At 55.9% G+C, this 19,661-nt stretch carries 17 protein-coding genes and 1 other RNA gene; 10 read left to right on the forward strand and 8 right to left on the reverse strand.

Features of this window, described 5'->3' with window-relative positions; translation table 11 throughout:
• Positions 1-5: 5 nt before the first annotated feature.
• From tdcB to ACOQH0_RS20045, 7 genes are all read right to left on the reverse strand, one after another.
• Positions 6-995: a bifunctional threonine ammonia-lyase/L-serine ammonia-lyase TdcB gene (gene tdcB / locus ACOQH0_RS20015; RefSeq protein WP_421511081.1), complete on the reverse strand. Its 990-nt coding sequence runs from the start codon at positions 993-995 to the stop codon at positions 6-8.
• Between the two features lie 92 nt (positions 996-1,087).
• Entirely contained in the window at positions 1,088-2,008 is a 921-nt protein-coding gene (tdcA, locus tag ACOQH0_RS20020) for a transcriptional regulator TdcA (protein WP_089599061.1), read from the reverse strand.
• A 663-nt stretch (positions 2,009-2,671) separates the two neighbouring features.
• Positions 2,672-3,048: RNase P RNA component class A (gene rnpB, locus ACOQH0_RS20025), an RNA gene on the reverse strand.
• 32 nt (positions 3,049-3,080) lie between these two features.
• Positions 3,081-4,226 carry a glycerate 2-kinase gene (gene garK, locus ACOQH0_RS20030; protein WP_421511082.1) on the reverse strand — a complete coding sequence of 382 codons (1,146 nt, stop codon included), beginning with the start codon at positions 4,224-4,226 and terminating at the stop codon, positions 3,081-3,083.
• 76 nt (positions 4,227-4,302) lie between these two features.
• Positions 4,303-5,193, reverse strand: coding sequence for a 2-hydroxy-3-oxopropionate reductase (garR, locus tag ACOQH0_RS20035; RefSeq protein WP_421511083.1), 891 nt, complete (start codon positions 5,191-5,193; stop codon positions 4,303-4,305).
• Between the two features lie 20 nt (positions 5,194-5,213).
• Positions 5,214-5,984, reverse strand: a complete 771-nt coding sequence (gene garL / locus ACOQH0_RS20040; RefSeq protein WP_421511084.1) for a 2-dehydro-3-deoxyglucarate aldolase — start codon at positions 5,982-5,984, stop codon at positions 5,214-5,216.
• Positions 5,985-5,999: 15 nt separating this feature from the next.
• Positions 6,000-7,334, reverse strand: a complete 1,335-nt coding sequence (locus ACOQH0_RS20045) for an MFS transporter (RefSeq protein ID WP_421511085.1) — start codon at positions 7,332-7,334, stop codon at positions 6,000-6,002.
• A gap of 411 nt (positions 7,335-7,745) precedes the next feature.
• Between ACOQH0_RS20045 and garD the strand changes: the two genes are divergently transcribed.
• Positions 7,746-9,317: a galactarate dehydratase gene (garD, locus tag ACOQH0_RS20050; RefSeq protein WP_421511086.1), complete on the forward strand. Its 1,572-nt coding sequence runs from the start codon at positions 7,746-7,748 to the stop codon at positions 9,315-9,317.
• A gap of 57 nt (positions 9,318-9,374) precedes the next feature.
• On the opposite strand, the gene ACOQH0_RS20055 is transcribed toward garD, so the two are convergent.
• A complete protein-coding gene (locus tag ACOQH0_RS20055) occupies positions 9,375-10,178 on the reverse strand; it encodes a DeoR family transcriptional regulator (protein WP_089599844.1) in 804 nt (267 codons plus the stop codon).
• Positions 10,179-10,417: 239 nt separating this feature from the next.
• Between ACOQH0_RS20055 and kbaZ the strand changes: the two genes are divergently transcribed.
• From kbaZ to ACOQH0_RS20100, 9 genes are all read left to right on the forward strand, one after another.
• On the forward strand, positions 10,418-11,725 hold the full coding sequence (gene kbaZ, locus ACOQH0_RS20060; RefSeq protein WP_421512382.1) for a tagatose-bisphosphate aldolase subunit KbaZ: 1,308 nt from the start codon (positions 10,418-10,420) through the stop codon (positions 11,723-11,725).
• Between the two features lie 19 nt (positions 11,726-11,744).
• Complete coding sequence (gene agaV, locus ACOQH0_RS20065; RefSeq protein ID WP_421511087.1) at positions 11,745-12,218, forward strand: PTS N-acetylgalactosamine transporter subunit IIB; 474 nt, start codon at positions 11,745-11,747, stop codon at positions 12,216-12,218.
• Positions 12,219-12,228: 10 nt separating this feature from the next.
• A complete protein-coding gene (gene agaW, locus ACOQH0_RS20070; protein ID WP_010435940.1) occupies positions 12,229-13,008 on the forward strand; it encodes a PTS N-acetylgalactosamine transporter subunit IIC in 780 nt (259 codons plus the stop codon).
• Positions 12,998-13,876, forward strand: a complete 879-nt coding sequence (agaE, locus tag ACOQH0_RS20075) for a PTS N-acetylgalactosamine transporter subunit IID (protein ID WP_421511088.1) — start codon at positions 12,998-13,000, stop codon at positions 13,874-13,876. The genes agaW and agaE overlap by 11 nt, the downstream gene beginning before the upstream one ends.
• A gap of 16 nt (positions 13,877-13,892) precedes the next feature.
• Positions 13,893-14,327 carry a PTS galactosamine/N-acetylgalactosamine transporter subunit IIA gene (agaF, locus tag ACOQH0_RS20080; protein ID WP_421511089.1) on the forward strand — a complete coding sequence of 145 codons (435 nt, stop codon included), beginning with the start codon at positions 13,893-13,895 and terminating at the stop codon, positions 14,325-14,327.
• Entirely contained in the window at positions 14,324-15,457 is a 1,134-nt protein-coding gene (gene nagA, locus ACOQH0_RS20085; RefSeq protein WP_421511090.1) for an N-acetylglucosamine-6-phosphate deacetylase, read from the forward strand. The genes agaF and nagA overlap by 4 nt, the downstream gene beginning before the upstream one ends.
• A gap of 246 nt (positions 15,458-15,703) precedes the next feature.
• Positions 15,704-16,852 (forward strand): SIS domain-containing protein, encoded by a 1,149-nt coding sequence (locus ACOQH0_RS20090; RefSeq protein ID WP_421511091.1) that lies wholly within the window; start codon positions 15,704-15,706, stop codon positions 16,850-16,852.
• Positions 16,853-16,864: 12 nt separating this feature from the next.
• On the forward strand, positions 16,865-17,737 hold the full coding sequence (kbaY, locus tag ACOQH0_RS20095; RefSeq protein WP_010435948.1) for a tagatose-bisphosphate aldolase subunit KbaY: 873 nt from the start codon (positions 16,865-16,867) through the stop codon (positions 17,735-17,737).
• A gap of 20 nt (positions 17,738-17,757) precedes the next feature.
• Positions 17,758-19,647 carry an enterotoxin gene (locus ACOQH0_RS20100; RefSeq protein ID WP_421511092.1) on the forward strand — a complete coding sequence of 630 codons (1,890 nt, stop codon included), beginning with the start codon at positions 17,758-17,760 and terminating at the stop codon, positions 19,645-19,647.
• Positions 19,648-19,661: the final 14 nt, after the last annotated feature.

Consider the following 19,661-nt stretch of genomic DNA (forward strand, 5'->3'; position numbering starts at 1 on the left):
CACCTTTATGCGTCAACGAAGCCGGTAATTTGGGAAACACGGGAGAGATCGATATTGCCGCCGGAAATAATGCAGACGGTTTTACGACCCTGAATATAATGGTCAAGTTTGCCGCTTAATAACGCCGCGCAGGCCAGCGCGCCAGCACCTTCTGTCACCACTTTATTTCGCTGAATGAGCGCGATCATGCTGTTGCGAATATCGTCCTCGCTGACCAGAACAATGTCGTCAACTAATTCACGAACAATTTCGAAGGTTAATTTACCGGGACGAGAAACATCGCAACCGTCCGCTAATGTGCCGGTGACGCGATGATTGACGATTTCCCCGGCCTGATAAGACGCTGCCATACCGTGAACGTTCTCAGACTGCACGCCGATAATATTAATGGTCGGGTTGATGGATTTAATCGCCGTCGCAATCCCGGCAATTAATCCGCCGCCGCCGATTGGCACAATGACGTTATCCACGTCGTATAAATCTTCAAGAATTTCCAGACCGATGGTTCCCTGCCCGGCGATCACTTTTGGGTCATCGTAAGGCGGAATAAAAATGCGCCCTTCCATTTCGACGATTTCGCTCACTCTGGCGATGGTGTCGTTAAAGTTTTCGCCGTGGAGCACCACTTCGGCGGAGTAGTCGCGCGTGGCGGCAACCTTGGATTTCGGCGCGCCCATCGGCATCACCACTTTGCCGTCGATACCGAGCATGGCGCAGGAGAGCGACACGCCCTGCGCATGGTTTCCCGCCGAACAGGCGACCACGCCTTTGCGTTTTTCAGCATCGGTCAGCGAGCTTAACTTATTAAACGCGCCGCGAATTTTGAATGAACCGGTACGCTGCATGTTTTCAAACTTCAGGAATATCTCACCCTTACAACGTTCGCTGAGATAATTCGAGCGCGGCATACCGGTTTTATAGATTTTTCCTGCCAGTCGTTTTCTGGCATCCTGAATATCTTCAATCGTTACCGGGAGATCGTAGGTAATGTGCATAATATCCTCGTTATAATAATTCATTGTTTTCAGGCAAAGTCAGGGTATCAGAGCGTTAAGCTCCGGGTGTTTTAAAAATGAATGCTGCTAATTTATCGTCGTCTTTCGATATTCATCGACGAATATTGTTTTGCCAATTCAACTAATACTGACGCTGATTTTTTAATACTGTAATTTTTAGACCACACCGCGGCGTAACGCGCCACGGGTAATTCATCTTCCACCGGCAAGACAATAAACTGGTCAGAACCGAACGGCGCAATCATATCGCGGGGAATCACCGTCAGATAATCGGCATTGAGGACAAGGTTATAAATGGTAACGACGGAATCGGTCTGGACGATGTTTTCAATGCTGATGTGGTTGTCTTGCAGGGTGGTCAGAAGTTCTTTGTAGTAGCCCATATCGGTTTGCGGCATCACCCACTGCTCGTGCGTGAGCGATGCCAGTGTCGTCGGGCCGGTGCACGTTCGTGATTTGCTGGCGACCAGCACAAACTCGGACTCAAACAGCGGCTCGACGTGCAGGTCCTGCAGCAGCATTTCATCGCTTAACGTACCGATGGCAAAATCCAGTCGGCCATCGCGGATAGCGGGCAGGAACGAAGAGAGCTGTGCTTCGTACATCGAGACGCGCGCTTTCGGGAACACTTCCTTGAATTTTTTGATCATCTCAGACAGGAAGGTGAAGCCTATCAGCGACGGATAGCCAAAGGAGACGTCCATAACGGTGCTAAAACTGAGGCTGTTGATCTCGCTCACCATGTTTTTCATTTCGCGGGTGATCGACTCTGAATACGAGAGCAGAACCTGGCCTGCTGCGGTCAACTTAACGCCCGTGTTTTTACGAATCATCACTTCAACACCGAAGTAGGACTCGATATCGCTGATGATTTTGCTGACGGCCGGTTGCGTCAGACCCAGTTGTCTTGCCGCAGAACCTATGGAGCCACTTTTAATGACTTCCTGAAATACCACGAGGTGCTGTGTTTTCGGTAGAATAATAGTGTTCATAATATTCTGCGCTTATTTCCCTATGACGGAGCGAATTCTACCTAATAGTGTTTCAGGGGGTATGTGCTGTTACTCACAATTTGACTTTTCGCATCATTACCTACCTCGCAAAAACACCGATAAAACATATATATATCAATGAGTTGATAATATAAAAACACACCAATACGCTGATATTGATCAACAAAAAAGGCGGTAATAACTTTATTTTATGGTGATAACCACGGTGGATTTTTTGTATTTTAAAATATCAATAAAGACTATCTTTCAGACAATTAACGGCTAATAAACAACCACTATCTATTTAAAACATTTTTGTGTTTTATCAAATAGAACAATAATGATGTTGCCCGCGCATACAAAAGGGTCGAATACATCACACATTCACACTGGGAATGTTTTTGAATTCAATATTCACATATCAAATGTGAAAACTATGAGCACCATTACCGCAACATCAGCAACAAATTAACAACACTGAGAAAGCGTTCTTTTTTGGCGGGAAATTTTGTGATTGGGATCGTATAGGGTAAATGAACGAATTCATTAACCGCATAAACAGTGAAATGTGCTTAGCGTCGCATTTTTGATAATTGGTATCATTTGCCCACATGGCCGGATAACCTGAAAGCAAAAACCCCGCCGAAGCGGGGTTCTTTAAGAAGTTGAAGCTGACCGATAAGCCGGGTTCTGTCGTGGACAGTCATTCATCTAGGCCAGCAATCGCTCACTGGCTCAAGCAGCCTACCCGGGTTCAGTACGGGCCGTACCATGTGAACCCCTATTTGGCCTTGCTCCGGGTGGAGTTTACCGTGCCACGGACTGTTACCAGCCGCGCGGTGCGCTCTTACCGCACCCTTTCACCCTTACCTGATCCCGCTTGCGCGGGCCATCGGCGGTTTGCTCTCTGTTGCACTGGTCGTGGGTTTCCCCCCCAGGCGTTACCTGGCACCCTGCCCTATGGAGCCCGGACTTTCCTCCCCTCCGCCCGTCTCCCCCGAAAGGGACGACGACGAAGCGGCGACTGTCTGGTCAGCTTCGGCGCGCAGTATAGAGGGTTTGCGCGCCGCTGTCACCCTTGGGTGTGCATCCCCACCTGCAAAGTCGCGGCGATATTGCGTGAGGCGCGGTAAATGTTGTCATAGGCGCCACGAAACGCCTCTTCCAGTGAACCAATGCTGGTCAGCACGCTGAACACGGCGTCAATACCGTACTGGTGCACGACGCCCACGTCCGGGGTGAGGCTACCGGCAATGCCAATCACCGGCTTATGGTATTTTTTGGCGACGTTCGCCACACCAACGGGCACTTTGCCGTGAATGCTCTGGCTGTCGATACGCCCTTCCCCCGTCAGCACCCAGGTGCAGTCGTGGATATGCTCTTCAAGGTTGAGCGCCTGGGTGACAATCTCAATCCCGCTCTTAAGTTCCGCGCCGAGAAACGCCATCAGCGCTGCACCCATACCGCCAGCAGCACCGGCTCCCGGTACGTGCTTTACGTCAATACGCAGGGATTTTTTAATCACGTCGGCAAAGTGGCTGAGATTGGCGTCCAGCTCGAGGATCATCCCCTCGGTCGCCCCTTTTTGTGGGCCGAAGACGCGCGACGCGCCTTTCTCTCCCACCAGCGGGTTGGTGACGTCGCAGGCGACGCGGATTGCGCAGCCCTTAAGCCGGGCATCCAGCCCTGAGACATCAATACTGTTAAGCGCCATCAGGCTGCCGCCGCCGTAGCCGATCTCCGTGCCGTTGGCATCGCTGAGCTTCGCCCCGAGCGCCTGCATCATCCCTGCGCCACCGTCGTTGGTCGCGCTGCCGCCGATACCGATAATAATATTGCGCGCGCCTTTATCCAGCGCGCAGAGGATAAGCTCCCCGGTGCCGCGTGAAGTGGTAACCAGCGGGTTACGCTGTGCCGGAGGGACTAATGCCAAACCGCTGGCTGCCGCCATCTCGATAAACGCCGTACTGCCGTCGCCGGACATTCCCCAGCAGGCATTCACCTTCTCCCCCAGCGGTCCCGTGACGACGGCATAATGTTCGCTGCCGCGGGTGGCGGCGATCATCGCTTCAACCGTGCCTTCCCCGCCGTCGGCGACGGGAACAGAAACATAAAGTGCATCGGGGAAGATTTCCCGAAATCCTTTTTCTATCGCCTGAGCTACCTCGGTGGCAGAAAGGCTTTCTTTATAAGAGTCTGGCGCGATTACGATTTTCATAGTTGTAGCCTGTTACAGCACGGATCCGGCCTGGACCGTAGGCCCGGTAAGCAAAGCGCCACCGGGCAGGACGTCATTAGCGAGCAACTTCCACTTTCGCCAGTTTTTCGTAGTAGCACGCGATAGCGCTATGGTCGGCGGTGCCCAGACCGTCCGCGCGCAGCGCCTGCATCATCTCCATGACTGCAGCGGTCAGCGGCAGCTGTGCGCCCACGCCGTGAGAGGTATCCAGCGCGTTAGCCAGATCTTTAATGTGCAAGTCAATGCGGAAACCCGGCTTGAAGTTACGATCCATCACCATCGGCGCTTTCGCATCCAGCACGGTGCTGCCCGCCAGGCCGCCGCGGATCGCCTGATAGACCAGATCCGGGTTGACGCCCGCCTTGGTGGCCAGCGTCAACGCTTCTGACATCGCCGCGATATTCAGCGCCACAATCACCTGGTTCGCCAGCTTGGTGACGTTACCCGCGCCGATTTCACCGGTATGCACCACGGAACCGGCCATGGCTTTCATCAGCTCGTAATATTTGTCGAAAACTGCCTTGTCGCCGCCCACCATCACCGACAGCGTGCCGTCGATGGCTTTTGGCTCGCCGCCGCTGACCGGTGCGTCCAGCATCTCCACGCCTTTCACCTTCAGCGCCTCACTGATTTCACGGCTGGCCAGCGGGGCAATAGAGCTCATGTCGATAACCACCAGGCCCGGCTTCGCGCCGTCGATAATGCCGTTCTCGCCCAGAGCGACCTCTTTCACATGCGGGGAGTTTGGCAGCATGGTGATGATCACATCGCACTGCTCGGCAACCGCTTTGGCCGTGGTTGCCGCTTCTGCCCCGGCTGAAATCACTTCAGCCACGGCGTCTGCATTACGGTCTAACACCACCAGTGAGTAACCCGCTTTGATGAGGTTCTTACTCATTGGTTTACCCATGATACCTAAGCCAATAAAGCCCACTTTCAGCGTCATAATCTTTTCCTCAGTGATGGTTATTTTTTAAAAGCGTCTGCTAATTTCTGCGTGGCGGAGCGGAACACGCCGAGATCGCTACCCACGGCAACGAACGTCGCCCCCCACTCCAGATAGCGGCGGGCATCGGCTTCAACCGGGGCCAGAATGCCGCAGGGTTTGCCGTGCGCTTTGGCGCGAGCAAAGATGTGCTGAATGGCGCGCTGCACGTCAGGATGACCCGCATTGCCCAGATGCCCGAACGCAGCGGCCAGGTCGCTTGGACCGACAAAGATGCCGTCCACGCCGTCGGTTGCGGCGATGGCATCGACGTTATCTACGCCCTGCTGGCTCTCGATCTGCACCAGGATGGTGATGTTCTTGTTGGACTGGGCGAAGTAGTCCGGCACGGTGCCAAACATGTTGGCGCGGTGCGATACGGACACGCCGCGAATGCCCTCCGGCGGGTAGCGGGTAGAGGCCACGGCCAGCACCGCCTCTTCTTCCGTTTCCACGAACGGGATCAGGAAGTTGTAGAAACCGATATCCAGCAGGCGCTTGATGATGACCGGCTCGTTCGTCGGTACGCGTACCACCGGCGCGCTCGGGCTGCCCTTCAGCGCCATCAGCTGCGGAATAAAGGTGCTGATGTCATTTGGCGCATGTTCGCCGTCCAGCACCAGCCAGTCGAAACCGGCCAGTCCAAGCACTTCAGTGCTGATCGGGCTTGCCAGCGCAGACCAGCAGCCAATCTGGATCTGGTGTGCCGCGAGGGCCGCTTTAAACGTGTTCGGGAAGATATCGTTACTCATCGCTTATACCTTTGCTTATTTCTGCAATTCCATACGTTTGATGTCGCCTACCACGAACAGGTAGCAGAACATCGCCATCAACGCTGAACAGCCAACAAATACCAGTGCCGCGTTGAACGAATGCAGCTCACTGACCAGATAACCAATGACCAGTGGAGTCGCGATGGACGCCACGTTGCCAAAGACGTTAAATACCCCGCCGCACAGGCCAACAATCTCTTTTGGCGCGGTGTCGGAAATCACCGGCCAGCCCAGCGCGCCGAAGCCTTTGCCGAAGAACGCCAGCGCCATCAGGGCTATCACCAGCGTGGTGTTGTTGGTGTAGTTGCACAGAATGATGGACGACGCCAGCAGCATGCCGAGCACAATCGGCAGCTTGCGCGCCAGGGTTATCGACTTGCCCTGCTTAATCAGATAATCCGAGAACACGCCGCCCAGCACGCCGCCAGCAAAACCGCACAGCGCCGGAATGGAGGCCACCAGACCCACTTTCAGAATCGACATCCCTTTTTCCTGCACCAGATAAATCGGGAACCAGGTAAGGAAGAACCAGGTGATGGTGTTGATAAAGTATTGACCAAAAAAGACGCCCAGCATCATGCGGTTGGTCAACAACTGTTTGATGTAATGGAGTTTAGGACCGCCTGCGACCTGCGCTCCGGGCTTTTTATGGTCCATATCCACCACCGCACCGCCTTCGGAGATGAACTTCAGCTCCTGCTCTGACATGCGCGGGTGATCGGTCGGGTTATGGATATACTTCACCCATACGCCGGTCAGCACAAAGCCAATCACGCCCATCACGGTAAAGACGTGCTCCCAGCCCCAGGCGAAGGTCAGCCAGCCCAGCAGCGGAGAGAAGATGGCCAGCGAGAAATACTGCGCGGCGTTAAACAACGCAGACGCGGTGCCGCGCTCTTTGGTTGGGAACCAGGCCGCCACGATACGGGCGTTTGCCGGAAAAGACGGCGCTTCCGAGAAGCCGAGCATAAAGCGCATGATGAACATCGACACGCCCGCCCAGGCCAGCGGGAAGACATCCACAAAGCCCTGCAGGAAGGTGAACAGCGACCAGAAGAACAGGCTGTAGGTATAGACCTTTTTGGAACCGAACTTATCCAACAGCCAGCCGCCGGGAATTTGCATGAGCAGGTAGGCCCAGCCGAACGCAGAGAAGATATACCCCATCGAGACGGCACTGAGCTGCAGCTCTTTTGCCACTTCCGTACCGGCAATCGACAGCGTCGCACGGTCAGCGTAGTTAATGGCCGTGACGATAAAAATAATCAGTAATATTAAATAGCGAGTGGGTACACCCTTTTTCGATTCTACAACGGTATCCAGAATCATATTTATTTCCTCAGGCACAGCGAAATTTATATTTATAATTTTAGAAAACATATTTCCTGATTATTTATCGATAGCAGGCAATATCAGGTAATTAACCAGACGCAATATTAATGTGATTCAGTATAATCACCACTTTATGGCATCGCACTGGATTAACGCTCAATTATCACACCTGAAATGAATAAGTTTTTGAGCATATGCACAAAGCACTGGGCGCTGCTGCACAGAATCACGTATTCACAGCCACAGTGCGCTATCTCTCGCTTTAGGGGGTGACCTGGATCACATTCTTATATCTCAAGTCCTGACATTCTTTATTTAAGTAAGCAGCGTCTTTATTTCGAAAATAAGTAAATTACTATCTGTGTGGCTGCATTAATGATCAGACACTTTGCTGGAGAATAGTGAACAATGGCCGACATTGAAATTCGACAGGCATCGCCGACGGCGTTTTATATAAAAGTACATGACACCGATAACGTGGCGATTATTGTCAACGACAACGGCTTAAAAGCGGGAACCCGTTTCCCGGACGGCCTGGAACTGATTGAGCATATTCCGCAGGGGCATAAGGTGGCGCTGGTGGATATCCCGGCGCACGGTGAAATCGTGCGCTACGGTGAAATTATTGGCTATGCCGTTCGCGCTATCCCGCAGGGGAGCTGGATTGAAGAGTCGCTGGTTGAACTGCCAAAAGCGCCGCCGCTGAATACCCTGCCGCTGGCGACGCGCGTGCCTGAACCGCTGCTGCCGCTGGAGGGCTATACCTTCGAAGGCTACCGCAACGCGGACGGCAGCGTCGGCACCAAGAACCTGCTCGGCATTACTACCAGCGTGCACTGCGTGGCGGGCGTGGTGGATTACGTGGTCAAAATCATCGAACGCGACCTGCTGCCGAAATACCCGAACGTGGATGGCGTAGTAGGTCTGAACCACCTCTATGGCTGCGGCGTGGCGATCAACGCGCCCGCTGCCGTGGTGCCGATCCGTACCATTCACAATATTGCCCTCAACCCGAACTTTGGCGGTGAGGTGATGGTCATCGGTCTGGGGTGTGAAAAACTTCAGCCTGAGCGCCTGCTGCAGGGCACCGAGGATGTGAAAGCGATTCCGGTCGACGAGGCCAGCATCGTGCGCCTGCAGGACGAGCATCACGTCGGCTTCCGATCGATGATCGACGATATTTTGCAGGTGGCTGAACGCCATCTGGACAAGCTCAACAAGCGCCAGCGCGAAACCTGCCCGGCCTCTGAGCTGGTGGTGGGCACCCAGTGCGGCGGCAGCGATGCGTTTTCCGGCGTGACCGCCAACCCGGCGGTGGGCTATGCGTCCGATCTGTTCGTGCGCTGCGGCGCCACGGTGATGTTCTCCGAAGTGACCGAAGTGCGTGACGCCATCCATCTGCTGACGCCGCGCGCCGTCAACGAAGAGGTGGGCAAGCGCCTGCTGGAAGAGATGGCCTGGTACGATAACTATCTTGATATGGGGCAAACCGACCGCAGCGCCAACCCGTCGCCGGGCAACAAAAAAGGCGGCCTGGCCAACGTGGTGGAAAAAGCCCTTGGCTCGATTGCTAAATCCGGCCAGAGCGCGATTGTCGAAGTGCTCTCTCCGGGCCAGCGCCCGACCAAACGCGGCCTGATTTATGCGGCAACGCCTGCCAGCGATTTCGTCTGCGGTACGCAGCAGGTGGCGTCCGGCATTACGGTTCAGGTCTTTACCACCGGGCGCGGCACGCCGTACGGCCTGATGGCGGTGCCGGTGATTAAAATGGCGACCCGCACCGAGTTGGCAAACCGCTGGTTTGACTTGATGGATATCAACGCGGGCACCATCGCCACCGGGGAAGAGAGCATTGAGGACGTGGGCTGGAAGCTGTTCCACTTCATCCTGGATGTCGCCAGCGGCCGGAAGAAAACGTTCTCTGATCAATGGGGATTACATAATCAGCTGGCGGTGTTTAATCCTGCACCGGTGACGTGATGGCCCCTCACCCTGCCCTCTCCCCACTGGGGAGAGGGTAAAAACCGCACTGAGCCTTTAAACAAGCACCACGTCAATCCCGCTCTTCCGCAACCCGTCCAGGCTCTCAGCCGGAATCCCTTCGTCAACAATAATCATATCGATACGCTGTGTATCGATGATTTTATGCAGGCTCGAACGGTTAAACTTGCTGGAGTCCGTCACCACGATAATACGCTCTGCCACCTCGCACATTTTGCGGTTCAGGCGGGCTTCGTCTTCATTGTGCGTACTTACACCGCGATCAAGATCGATGGCGTCCACGCCCAGGAATAAAAGGTCAAAATGGTAATTCTGTAGCGACTGCTCCGCCTGGTCTCCGTAGAACGATTGCGATTGACGGCGCAAATGCCCGCCGGTCATCAGCAGCTCTACCCCTTCCGCTTCCAGCAACGCATTCGCGACGTTCATGCCGTTGGTCATCGCAATCACGTCCGTATGCTGGCGCAGCATGCGGGCGATTTCAAACGTCGTGGTGCCGGAATCCAGAATAATGCGATGGCCTGGCTTTACCAGCTCAGCGGCGGCCTGCGCAATACTGCGCTTCACCGCCGTATTCAGCGAACTTTTATCCTCCACGGAAGGCTCAGCGCCCGTGGCATTGCCTTCACATATCAGGGCGCCGCCGTAGGCACGTACGGCAATGCCCTGCTTCTCAAGGAAGGCCAGATCGTTGCGGATCGTCACCGTCGACACGCCATACAGATGAGAAAGATCGTTAACCTGCACGCTTCCCTGCGCCCGCAACCGCTGAATAATATGCTCTCGCCTTTCACTGGTGCCGGTGATGCGCTTTTCCGCGGCTGAATCGGTGCTGCTCATAAGAGCTCCTTAATAAAAAAACTTTCGTTTCATTTCGTTTCACCTATTAAGGCCTTTCTTTTACGGGAATGCAAGCCCTGTCTGGCGACCAGACGCAAGCCGATCGGCCGCTGAAACCTTTCATTATGTTTCTTTTGTGAAACAGATCGGAAAACTATTATCTTTCGTTTTATTTTTACAACACCATAATGCAGTATCAAATGAAATAAAACGAAAGATGAATGCCAGCACCATCCGAAATGGAGAGGAAAGTGAAACATCTGACACACATGGTGGAACAACATAAACGGGGGAATGCAAACGGGATTTACGCCGTCTGTTCCGCACATCCCCTGGTACTTGAAGCCGCAATTCGTTACGCACAGTCGCATCAAACGCCGCTATTAATTGAAGCCACCTCCAACCAGGTGGATCAGTTTGGCGGCTATACGGGCATGACGCCCGAAGATTTTTACGGGTTTGTCTGCTGTCTGGCCGAGTCGCTCGATTTTCCGACGTCACAACTGATCCTCGGGGGGGATCATTTAGGGCCGAACCGCTGGCAAAACCTGCCTGCACAGCAGGCGATGGCCAATGCTGACGACCTCATCAAAAGCTATGTTGCCGCCGGATTCAAAAAGATCCACCTCGACTGCAGCATGTCTTGCGAAGACGATCCGGTGCCGTTAACCGATGCCATCGTTGCTGAACGCGCGGCTCGTCTGGCGAAGATTGCCGAAGCGACCTGCCGCGAACAGTTCGGCGTCACCGATCTGGTCTACGTTATCGGCACGGAGGTTCCGGTTCCCGGCGGCGCACACGAGACGCTCACCGAGCTTGAGGTTACTACGCCAGACGCGGCCCGCGCCACGCTTGAGGCTCACCGCCACGCGTTCGAAAAAGAGGGGTTAAACGACATCTGGCCGCGCATTATTGGCCTGGTGGTTCAACCTGGCGTTGAATTTGACCATGCGCACGTCTGTGATTATCAGCCTCATAAAGCCGTGGCGCTGAGCAAAATGGTTGAAACCTACGACACGCTGCTGTTCGAAGCACACTCCACCGATTACCAGACGCCGCAGGCGCTTCGCCAGCTGGTGAAAGATCACTTCGCCATTCTGAAAGTTGGCCCTGCCCTGACCTTCGCCCTGCGCGAGGCGCTGTTCTCGCTGGCCGCCATTGAAGAGGAGCTGCTGCCGGCAAAAGCCAGCTCTGGCCTGCGCCACGTGCTGGAAAACGTCATGCTCGATCGCCCGGAATACTGGCAAAGCCACTACCACGGTGACGGCAACGCGCGACGCCTGGCGCGCGGCTACAGCTACTCCGACCGGGTGCGCTATTACTGGCCGGATAGCCAGATTGACGATGCTTTTGAGCGACTGGTGCGCAACCTGGCGGATGAACCTATCCCGCTGCCGCTGATTAGCCAGTATCTGCCGCTGCAGTACGGCAAAGTTCGAGAGGGCGCCCTCAAGTCGACACCACGGGAACTCATTATCGACCACATTCAGGACATACTTCAGCAGTACCACGCCGCCTGCGAAGGCGTAACGACCCAAAACGCATAATTAAAAAGAGGAAAACGCTATGCCAAACATTGTTTTATGCCGCATCGATGAACGTCTGATCCACGGTCAGGTGGGCGTGCAGTGGGTGGGGTTTGCGGGGGCAAACCTGGTGCTGGTAGCAAATGACGAGGTGGCTGAAGATCCGGTACAGCAAAACCTGATGGAAATGGTGCTCGCGGAGGGGATCGCCGTGCGCTTCTGGTCGCTGCAAAAAGTGATCGACAACATTCACCGCGCCGCTGACCGCCAGAAAATCCTGCTGGTCTGCAAATCACCCGCCGATTTTCTGACTCTGTTCAAGGGCGGCGTGCCCATCACCCGTATCAACGTGGGAAACATGCACTACGCCAATGGCAAACAACAAATTGCCAAAACGGTCTCTGTCGACGCGAACGATATCGCCGCGTTCAACGGCCTGAAATCTGCCGGAGTGGAATGCTTCGTTCAGGGCGTACCAACAGAAGCTGCTTTGGATCTCTTTAAACTGCTCTGAGGGATTCACAATGGAAATCAGTCTGTTGCAGGCGCTGGCGCTGGGCGTGCTCGCCTTTATCGCCGGTCTGGATATGTTTAACGGCTTAACGCACATGCACCGCCCGGTGGTACTCGGGCCGCTGGTCGGCCTGATTCTGGGCGATTTGCATACCGGTATTTTGACCGGCGGGACGTTAGAGCTGGTCTGGATGGGCCTGGCACCGCTGGCGGGCGCGCAGCCGCCTAACGTCATTATCGGCACCATCGTGGGTACCGCCTTTGCCATAAGCACTGGCGTGAAGCCAGAAGTCGCGGTTGGCGTCGCCGTACCGTTTGCCGTTGCGGTTCAGATGGGGATCACCTTCCTGTTTTCGGTGATGTCCGGCGTGATGTCCCGCTGCGATCGCATGGCGGCAAATGCCGACACCAGCGGCATTGAACGGGTCAACTATCTGGCGCTGCTGGCGCTCGGCATCTTCTATTTTCTGTGTGCGTTCCTGCCGATCTACTTCGGTGCAGAACATGCAAAAACCGCCATTGACGTTCTGCCAGCTCGCTTGATTGACGGCCTCGGCGTGGCGGGCGGCATCATGCCAGCTATCGGCTTCGCCGTACTGCTGAAGATAATGATGAAAAACGTCTATATCCCTTACTTCATTATCGGCTTTGTGGCTGCAGCCTGGCTCAAGCTACCGGTGCTGGCGATAGCGGCGGCCGCGCTGGCAATGGCGCTGATCGACCTGATGCGCAAATCACCTGAACCGACGGCGCCTGCCGCTCAGAAAGAGGAATTCGAAGATGGCATCTAATCAAACAACGTTGCCGGGCGTGTCTGAAAGCGAAGAGACGCTGCTGACCGGCATGAATGAAAACGTCTACGAGGACCAAAGCATCGGTGCCGAGCTGACGAAGCAGGATATTAACCGCGTGGCCTGGCGCTCCATGCTGCTGCAGGCCTCGTTTAACTATGAACGTATGCAGGCCTCCGGCTGGCTGTATGGCTTACTGCCCGCGTTGAAAAAGATCCACACCAACAAGCGGGATCTGGCGCGCGCCATGAAAGGCCATATGGGCTTCTTCAACACCCACCCGTTCCTGGTGACCTTTGTTATCGGCATTATTCTGGCGATGGAGCGCTCCAAGCAGGATGTGAACAGCATCCAGAGCACCAAAATTGCCGTCGGCGCCCCGCTCGGCGGTATCGGCGACGCCATGTTCTGGCTAACCCTGCTGCCCATCTGCGGCGGTATTGGCGCTAGCCTGGCGCTGCAGGGATCAATTCTGGGCGCGGTGGTCTTTATCGTGCTGTTTAACGTGGTGCATCTTGGCCTGCGTTTTGGCCTGGCGCACTACGCGTACCGGATGGGCGTCGCGGCTATTCCGCTGATTAAGGCCAACACCAAAAAGGTCGGCCACGCGGCGTCTATCGTCGGGATGACAGTGATCGGCGCACTGGTGGCAACCTACGTCCGCCTCAATACCACGCTTGAAATCAAGGCGGGTGATGCGGTCGTTAAACTGCAGGCCGACGTGATCGACAAGCTGATGCCCGCGTTCCTGCCGCTGGTCTATACCCTGACCATGTTCTGGCTGGTACGCCGCGGCTGGAGCCCGCTGCGTCTGATTGGTATCACCGTGCTGCTGGGCGTAGTCGGTAAGTTATGTCACTTCCTGTAAAAGCAAAGAGGTAGCGATGTTAGGCATTATTTTGACGGGTCACGGCGGCTTTGCCAGCGGGCTTGAGCAGGCAATGAAGCAGATCCTCGGCGAGCAGCCGCAGTTCATCGCCGTCGATTTTCCGGAAAGCTCCACCACCGCGCGACTGACCGCTCAGCTTGAGCAGGCGGTGAGCGAGCTGGATACGCAACATGATGTTGTCTTTCTTACCGACCTGCTGGGCGGCACACCGTTCCGCGTGGCGTCAACGCTCGCCATGCAAAGGCCGGGCCGCGAAGTGATAACCGGCACCAACCTGCAACTGCTGCTGGAGATGGTGCTGGAGCGCGACGGGCTAAGCAGCGAAGCGTTTCGGCGGCAGGCGCTGGAGTGCGGGCATCGAGGGCTGACCAGCCTGGTGGACGAGCTGGGACGCTGTCGCGAGGAAACGCCGGCTGAGGAAGGAATATGAGCCAGCTGCTGCGCGCGCATCGTTTGCTCACGGAGCAGGGCTGGCTGGACGACCACCAGCTACGCATTGAAAATGGAACGATTGCGGCGATTGAACCTATCCAGGCAGGCGTTACGGCGCACGATGCTGAGCTGCTTTGTCCGGCGTACATCGATACTCACGTGCACGGCGGCGCGGGCGTGGACGTGATGGACGATGCGCCCGACGTGCTGGACACCCTGGCAATGCATAAAGCCCGCGAAGGGGTGGGCGCATTTCTGCCCACCACCGTGACCGCGCCGCTGGAGATTATACACGCCGCGCTGATGCGTATCGCCCGTCGTACTCAGTCCGGCGGCCCCGGCGCGCAGATCCTGGGCAGTTATCTGGAAGGACCTTACTTTACGCCGCAGAACAAAGGGGCGCATCCGCCGGAGCTGTTCCGGGAGCTGGATATCGCCGAGCTGGACAGGCTGGATGCTGTTTCACAGAGCACGCTACGGGTAGTGGCGCTCGCGCCGGAAAAAACCGGCGCATTACGGGCGATCCGCCACCTTAAGCAGCGCGGCATACGCGTAATGCTGGGCCATAGCGCCGCCACTTACGATCAAACGCTTGCAGCATTTGATGCGGGTGCGGACGGGCTGGTGCACTGCTATAACGGCATGACGGGGCTGCATCACAGAGGGCCCGGCATGGTCGGCGCGGGGCTGACGGACAAGCGGGCGTGGCTGGAGCTTATCGCCGACGGCCACCACGTCCATCCGGGCGCGATGCGTTTATGCTGCTGCTGCGCGAAGGATCGCGTGGTGCTCATTACCGATGCCATGCAGGCTGCGGGTATGCCCGACGGACGTTACGCCTTGTGCGGTGAAGAGGTCACTCTGCAAAACGGCGTAGTTCGAACCGGCTCAGGTGGGCTGGCCGGGAGCACGCTCGCGTTGGATGCCGCCGTACGCAATATGGTGGAACATACGGGCATTACCGCCGAAGACGCGATTCATATGGCCTCGCTGCACCCCGCCCGCCTGCTGGGTATGGATAACCAGCTCGGCTCGTTAGCTCCGGGTAAACGCGCGAATCTCATCGCGCTGGACAGGGGTTTGCACCTCCATAACATCTGGATTCAGGGCCAGGCTCTTCCCCTTTAGCCCTTTCATTGTGTCTCCCGTTGGCCTTACGGAACGAGATCGTAAGGCCTTTCTTTTCCTTTCCTTCCTTATTACCTTTCCTTTGGCGATCACACTTTACGTTTTATTTCTTTCCTTCCATTGAACTTTCGATTTCTTTTCTATAGATTTTATTTAACTGCTAAAGTGAACAAGTGAAACGAAACGAAAGATAGCGACACGATTGCCAGCGTCTGATGTGGAATTCACACGACTAAGGAATGAGTTATGCAACAAACCACTACCGCCGCCACAACCGGCACCTGGACCGAGGAAGAGATCCGCCAGCAGCCTGCAAGCTGGAGCCGCTCACTGAATAATATCGATAGCCTGCGATCCTCGATCGACAGTTTCCTGACGCCGCTGCTGCGCAAGCGCGATCTGCGGATCGTCCTGACCGGCGCGGGCACGTCGGCGTTTATCGGCGACATCATTGCACCATGGCTTTCCAGCCACACCGGGAAAAACTTTACAGCCGTTCCAACCACCGATCTGGTCACGAATCCAATGGACTACTTCAGCCCTGCGCATCCGCTGCTGCTGATCTCCTTCGCCCGCTCCGGCAACAGCCCGGAAAGCGTCGCTGCCGTCGAGCTGGCAAATCAGTTCGTGCCGGAGTGCTACCACCTGTCGATCACCTGCAATGAGGCGGGAAGCCTGTATCAAACCGCGGTCGACAGCGATAACGCCTATGCCCTGCTGATGCCTGCCGAAACGCACGATCGCGGGTTTGCCATGACCAGCAGCATTACCACCATGATGGCCAGTTGCCTGGCCGTGTTCGCTCCGGAAACGATCAATAGCCGCACCTTCCGCGACGTCGCCGATCGCTGTCAGGCGATCCTCACTACGCTCGGTGATTTCAGCCACGGCGTCTTTGGCAACGAGCCGTGGAAACGCGTTGTCTATCTGGGCAGCGGCGGCCTGCAGGGCGCGGCGCGCGAATCGGCGCTGAAGGTGCTGGAGCTGACGGCGGGCAAGCTGGCGGCGTTTTACGACTCCCCGACGGGCTTCCGTCACGGGCCTAAGTCTCTGGTGGATAGCGAAACGCTGGTGGTGGTGTATGTCTCAAGCCATCCGTATACCCGTCAGTACGATCTGGATCTGCTGGCCGAGCTGCGCCGCGATCGGCAGGCCCTGCGCGTCGTCGCCATCGCCGCTGAAAACGATCCGAGTATTGAAGCAGGCCCGCATATCCTGCTGCCGCCTTCCCGTCCGTTTATCGATATGGAACAGGCGTTCTGCTTCCTGATGTACGCCCAGGTCTTTGCGCTGTCCCAGTCCCTCAGCGTGGGCAATACGCCCGATACGCCATCTGCCAGCGGCACGGTTAACCGCGTGGTCCAGGGCGTAGTTATTCATCCGTGGCAGGCTTAAGAGGATCGCACTATGAGCATTATCTCAACGAAATATCTTCTGCAGGACGCGCAGGCAAAAGGATACGCGGTGCCGGCGTTCAACATCCACAACGCGGAGACGATCCAGGCGATCCTCGAAGTGTGCAGCGAAATGCGATCGCCGGTGATCCTCGCGGGCACGCCGGGCACGTTTAAGCACATTGCGCTGGAAGAGATCTACGCCCTGTGCAGCGCGTACTCGCTAACCTACGACATGCCGCTGGCGCTGCATCTCGATCATCACGAATCTCTCGACGATATTCGCCGTAAGGTCAACGCTGGCGTGCGTAGCGCGATGATCGACGGTAGCCACTATCCGTTTGAACAAAACGTGAAGCTGGTGAAGTCGGTGGTCGATTTTTGCCACCTCAACGACTGTAGCGTCGAGGCTGAGCTGGGGCGTCTTGGCGGCGTGGAAGATGACATGAGCGTCGACGCCGAAAGCGCGTTTCTCACCGACCCGCAGGAAGCGAAACGCTTTGTCGAGCTGACCGGCGTCGATAGCCTCGCCGTCGCCATCGGTACCGCACACGGCCTGTATACCAAACGCCCGAAAATCGACTTCCAGCGGCTGGCCGAGATCCGCGAAGTGGTCACCGTGCCGCTGGTGCTGCACGGCGCGAGCGATGTGCCAGATGAAGATGTTCGCCGCACCATCGCGCTGGGCGTGTGCAAAGTCAACGTGGCTACCGAGCTGAAAATCGCCTTCTCTGACGCGGTGAAAGCCTGGTTTGCCGAAAACCCGCAGGGTAACGATCCGCGCTTCTATATGCGGGTCGGTATGGACGCCATGAAAGAGGTGGTCAGAAGCAAAATCACCGTTTGCAGCTCGGCAAACCGATTGCTGCTTCCGGCAGAAGCCTGATTAAAATGGAGCTTACGCTGATGAAAAAAATTCTCGCATTCTCAGTGCTGGCCCTGTGCGTTTCCCATAGCGCGGTGGCCGCGAACTACACGCTCAATAACGACAATATTGCCCTGTCATTTGATGATGCAAACTCAACGGTTGTGGTTAAGGACAGCAAAGCTAACCATCCGCTCACGCCGCAGGAGCTGTTCTTTCTGACGCTGCCGGACGAGACTAAAATCCACACCGCAGATTTTAAAATCAAGCATGTCGAAAAGCAGGACAGCGGGATTGTCGTTGATTTCACCCATCCGGAATTTAACGTGACGGTGAAGCTGAACCTGGTGAAGGGCAAATACGCCAGCATCGACTACACCATAGCCGCCGTTGGTCAGCCCCGGGACGTGGCGAAAATCACCTTCTTCCCGACCAAAAAGCAAGCTCAGGCACCTTACGTAGACGGGGCAATTAACAGCTCGCCGATCGTCGCAGACTCGTTTTTTATTCTGCCGGATAAGCCCATCGTTAACACTTACGCCTATGAAGCGACGACCAACCTCAACGTGGAGCTGAAAACCCCTATTCAGCCCGCAACCCCGGTCAGCTACACCACGTACTTTGGTACCTTCCCGGAGACCAGCCAGCTGCGCCGTAGCGTAAACCAGTTTATCGATGCCGTCCGTCCGCGTCCGTATAGGCCTTATTTACACTACAACAGCTGGATGGATATCGGCTTCTTTACCCCGTACTCCGAGCAGGACGTGCTGGGGCGGATGGATGAATGGAATAAAGAATTTATCACCGGACGCGGCGTGGCGCTGGATGCGTTCCTGCTTGACGATGGCTGGGATGACCTCACCGGGCGCTGGCTGTTTGGCCCGGCTTTCAGCAAGGGTTTTGGCAAGGTACGGGAGAAAGCTGACAGCCTGCACAGCTCCGTCGGCCTGTGGCTCTCACCGTGGGGCGGATATAACAAACCGCGCGATACGCGCGTCTCGCATGCAAAAGAGTACGGTTTCGAAACGGTAGACGGGAAGCTGGCGCTGTCAGGCCCGAACTATTTTAAAAACTTTAATGAGCAGATCGTTAAGCTTATCAAAAACGAGCATATTACCTCGTTCAAGCTCGACGGGATGGGCAATGCCAACTCGCATATTAAGGGCAGCCCGTTCGCCTCGGATTTTGACGCCTCTATTGCTCTGCTGCATAACATGCGCAGCGCCAATCCGAATCTGTTTATTAACCTGACGACCGGTACCAACGCCAGCCCATCCTGGCTGTTCTACGCCGATTCCATCTGGCGTCAGGGAGATGATATCAACCTGTACGGCCCCGGCACACCGGTGCAGCAGTGGATGACCTACCGCGATGCGGAAACGTATCGCTCCATTGTGCGTAAAGGGCCGCTGTTCCCGCTGAACTCCCTGATGTATCACGGGATCGTCAGCGCGGAGAACGCGTATTACGGTCTGGAGAAGGTGCAAACGGACAGCGATTTTGCCGACCAGGTCTGGAGCTACTTCGCCACCGGCACCCAGTTGCAGGAGCTGTATATCACCCCTTCAATGCTCAACAAGGCGAAGTGGGATGTCCTGGCGCAGGCCGCGAAGTGGTCCCGGGATAACGCCAGCGTGCTGGTGGATACCCACTGGATTGGCGGTGACCCGACGGCATTGCAGGTTTACGGCTGGGCATCATGGAGCAAGGACAAAGCGATCATCGGCTTGCGTAACCCGTCGGATAAGCCACAAAGCTACTATCTGGATCTGGCAAGAGACTTTGAGCTCCCGACAGACGGCACGACGCACTTCAATTTGAAAGCGGTGTACGGCAGTAACGATAGCGTGCCGGAGGAGTATAAAAACGCGGTGGTGATTACCCTGAAACCGCTGGAAACGCTGGTGTTTGAGGCATTACCAGGAAAATAAAAGTGTTCAGCTGG

The organism is Enterobacter sp. JS8-1 (assembly GCF_049187015.1).
GTDB lineage: Bacteria > Pseudomonadota > Gammaproteobacteria > Enterobacterales > Enterobacteriaceae > Enterobacter > Enterobacter mori.

Bases quoted from the DNA above. Each gene is read 5' to 3' on its own strand.
- tdcB (WP_421511081.1), bottom strand. From the start codon at position 995: ATGCACATTACCTACGATCTCCCGGTAACGATTGAAGATATTCAGGAT.
- tdcA (WP_089599061.1), bottom strand. From the start codon at position 2,008: ATGAACACTATTATTCTACCGAAAACACAGCACCTCGTGGTATTTCAG.
- garK (WP_421511082.1), bottom strand. From the start codon at position 4,226: ATGAAAATCGTAATCGCGCCAGACTCTTATAAAGAAAGCCTTTCTGCC.
- garR (WP_421511083.1), bottom strand. From the start codon at position 5,193: ATGACGCTGAAAGTGGGCTTTATTGGCTTAGGTATCATGGGTAAACCA.
- garL (WP_421511084.1), bottom strand. From the start codon at position 5,984: ATGAGTAACGATATCTTCCCGAACACGTTTAAAGCGGCCCTCGCGGCA.
- ACOQH0_RS20045 (WP_421511085.1), bottom strand. From the start codon at position 7,334: ATGATTCTGGATACCGTTGTAGAATCGAAAAAGGGTGTACCCACTCGC.
- garD (WP_421511086.1), top strand. From the start codon at position 7,746: ATGGCCGACATTGAAATTCGACAGGCATCGCCGACGGCGTTTTATATA.
- ACOQH0_RS20055 (WP_089599844.1), bottom strand. From the start codon at position 10,178: ATGAGCAGCACCGATTCAGCCGCGGAAAAGCGCATCACCGGCACCAGT.
- kbaZ (WP_421512382.1), top strand. From the start codon at position 10,418: ATGGAGAGGAAAGTGAAACATCTGACACACATGGTGGAACAACATAAA.
- agaV (WP_421511087.1), top strand. From the start codon at position 11,745: ATGCCAAACATTGTTTTATGCCGCATCGATGAACGTCTGATCCACGGT.
- agaW (WP_010435940.1), top strand. From the start codon at position 12,229: ATGGAAATCAGTCTGTTGCAGGCGCTGGCGCTGGGCGTGCTCGCCTTT.
- agaE (WP_421511088.1), top strand. From the start codon at position 12,998: ATGGCATCTAATCAAACAACGTTGCCGGGCGTGTCTGAAAGCGAAGAG.
- agaF (WP_421511089.1), top strand. From the start codon at position 13,893: ATGTTAGGCATTATTTTGACGGGTCACGGCGGCTTTGCCAGCGGGCTT.
- nagA (WP_421511090.1), top strand. From the start codon at position 14,324: ATGAGCCAGCTGCTGCGCGCGCATCGTTTGCTCACGGAGCAGGGCTGG.
- ACOQH0_RS20090 (WP_421511091.1), top strand. From the start codon at position 15,704: ATGCAACAAACCACTACCGCCGCCACAACCGGCACCTGGACCGAGGAA.
- kbaY (WP_010435948.1), top strand. From the start codon at position 16,865: ATGAGCATTATCTCAACGAAATATCTTCTGCAGGACGCGCAGGCAAAA.
- ACOQH0_RS20100 (WP_421511092.1), top strand. From the start codon at position 17,758: ATGAAAAAAATTCTCGCATTCTCAGTGCTGGCCCTGTGCGTTTCCCAT.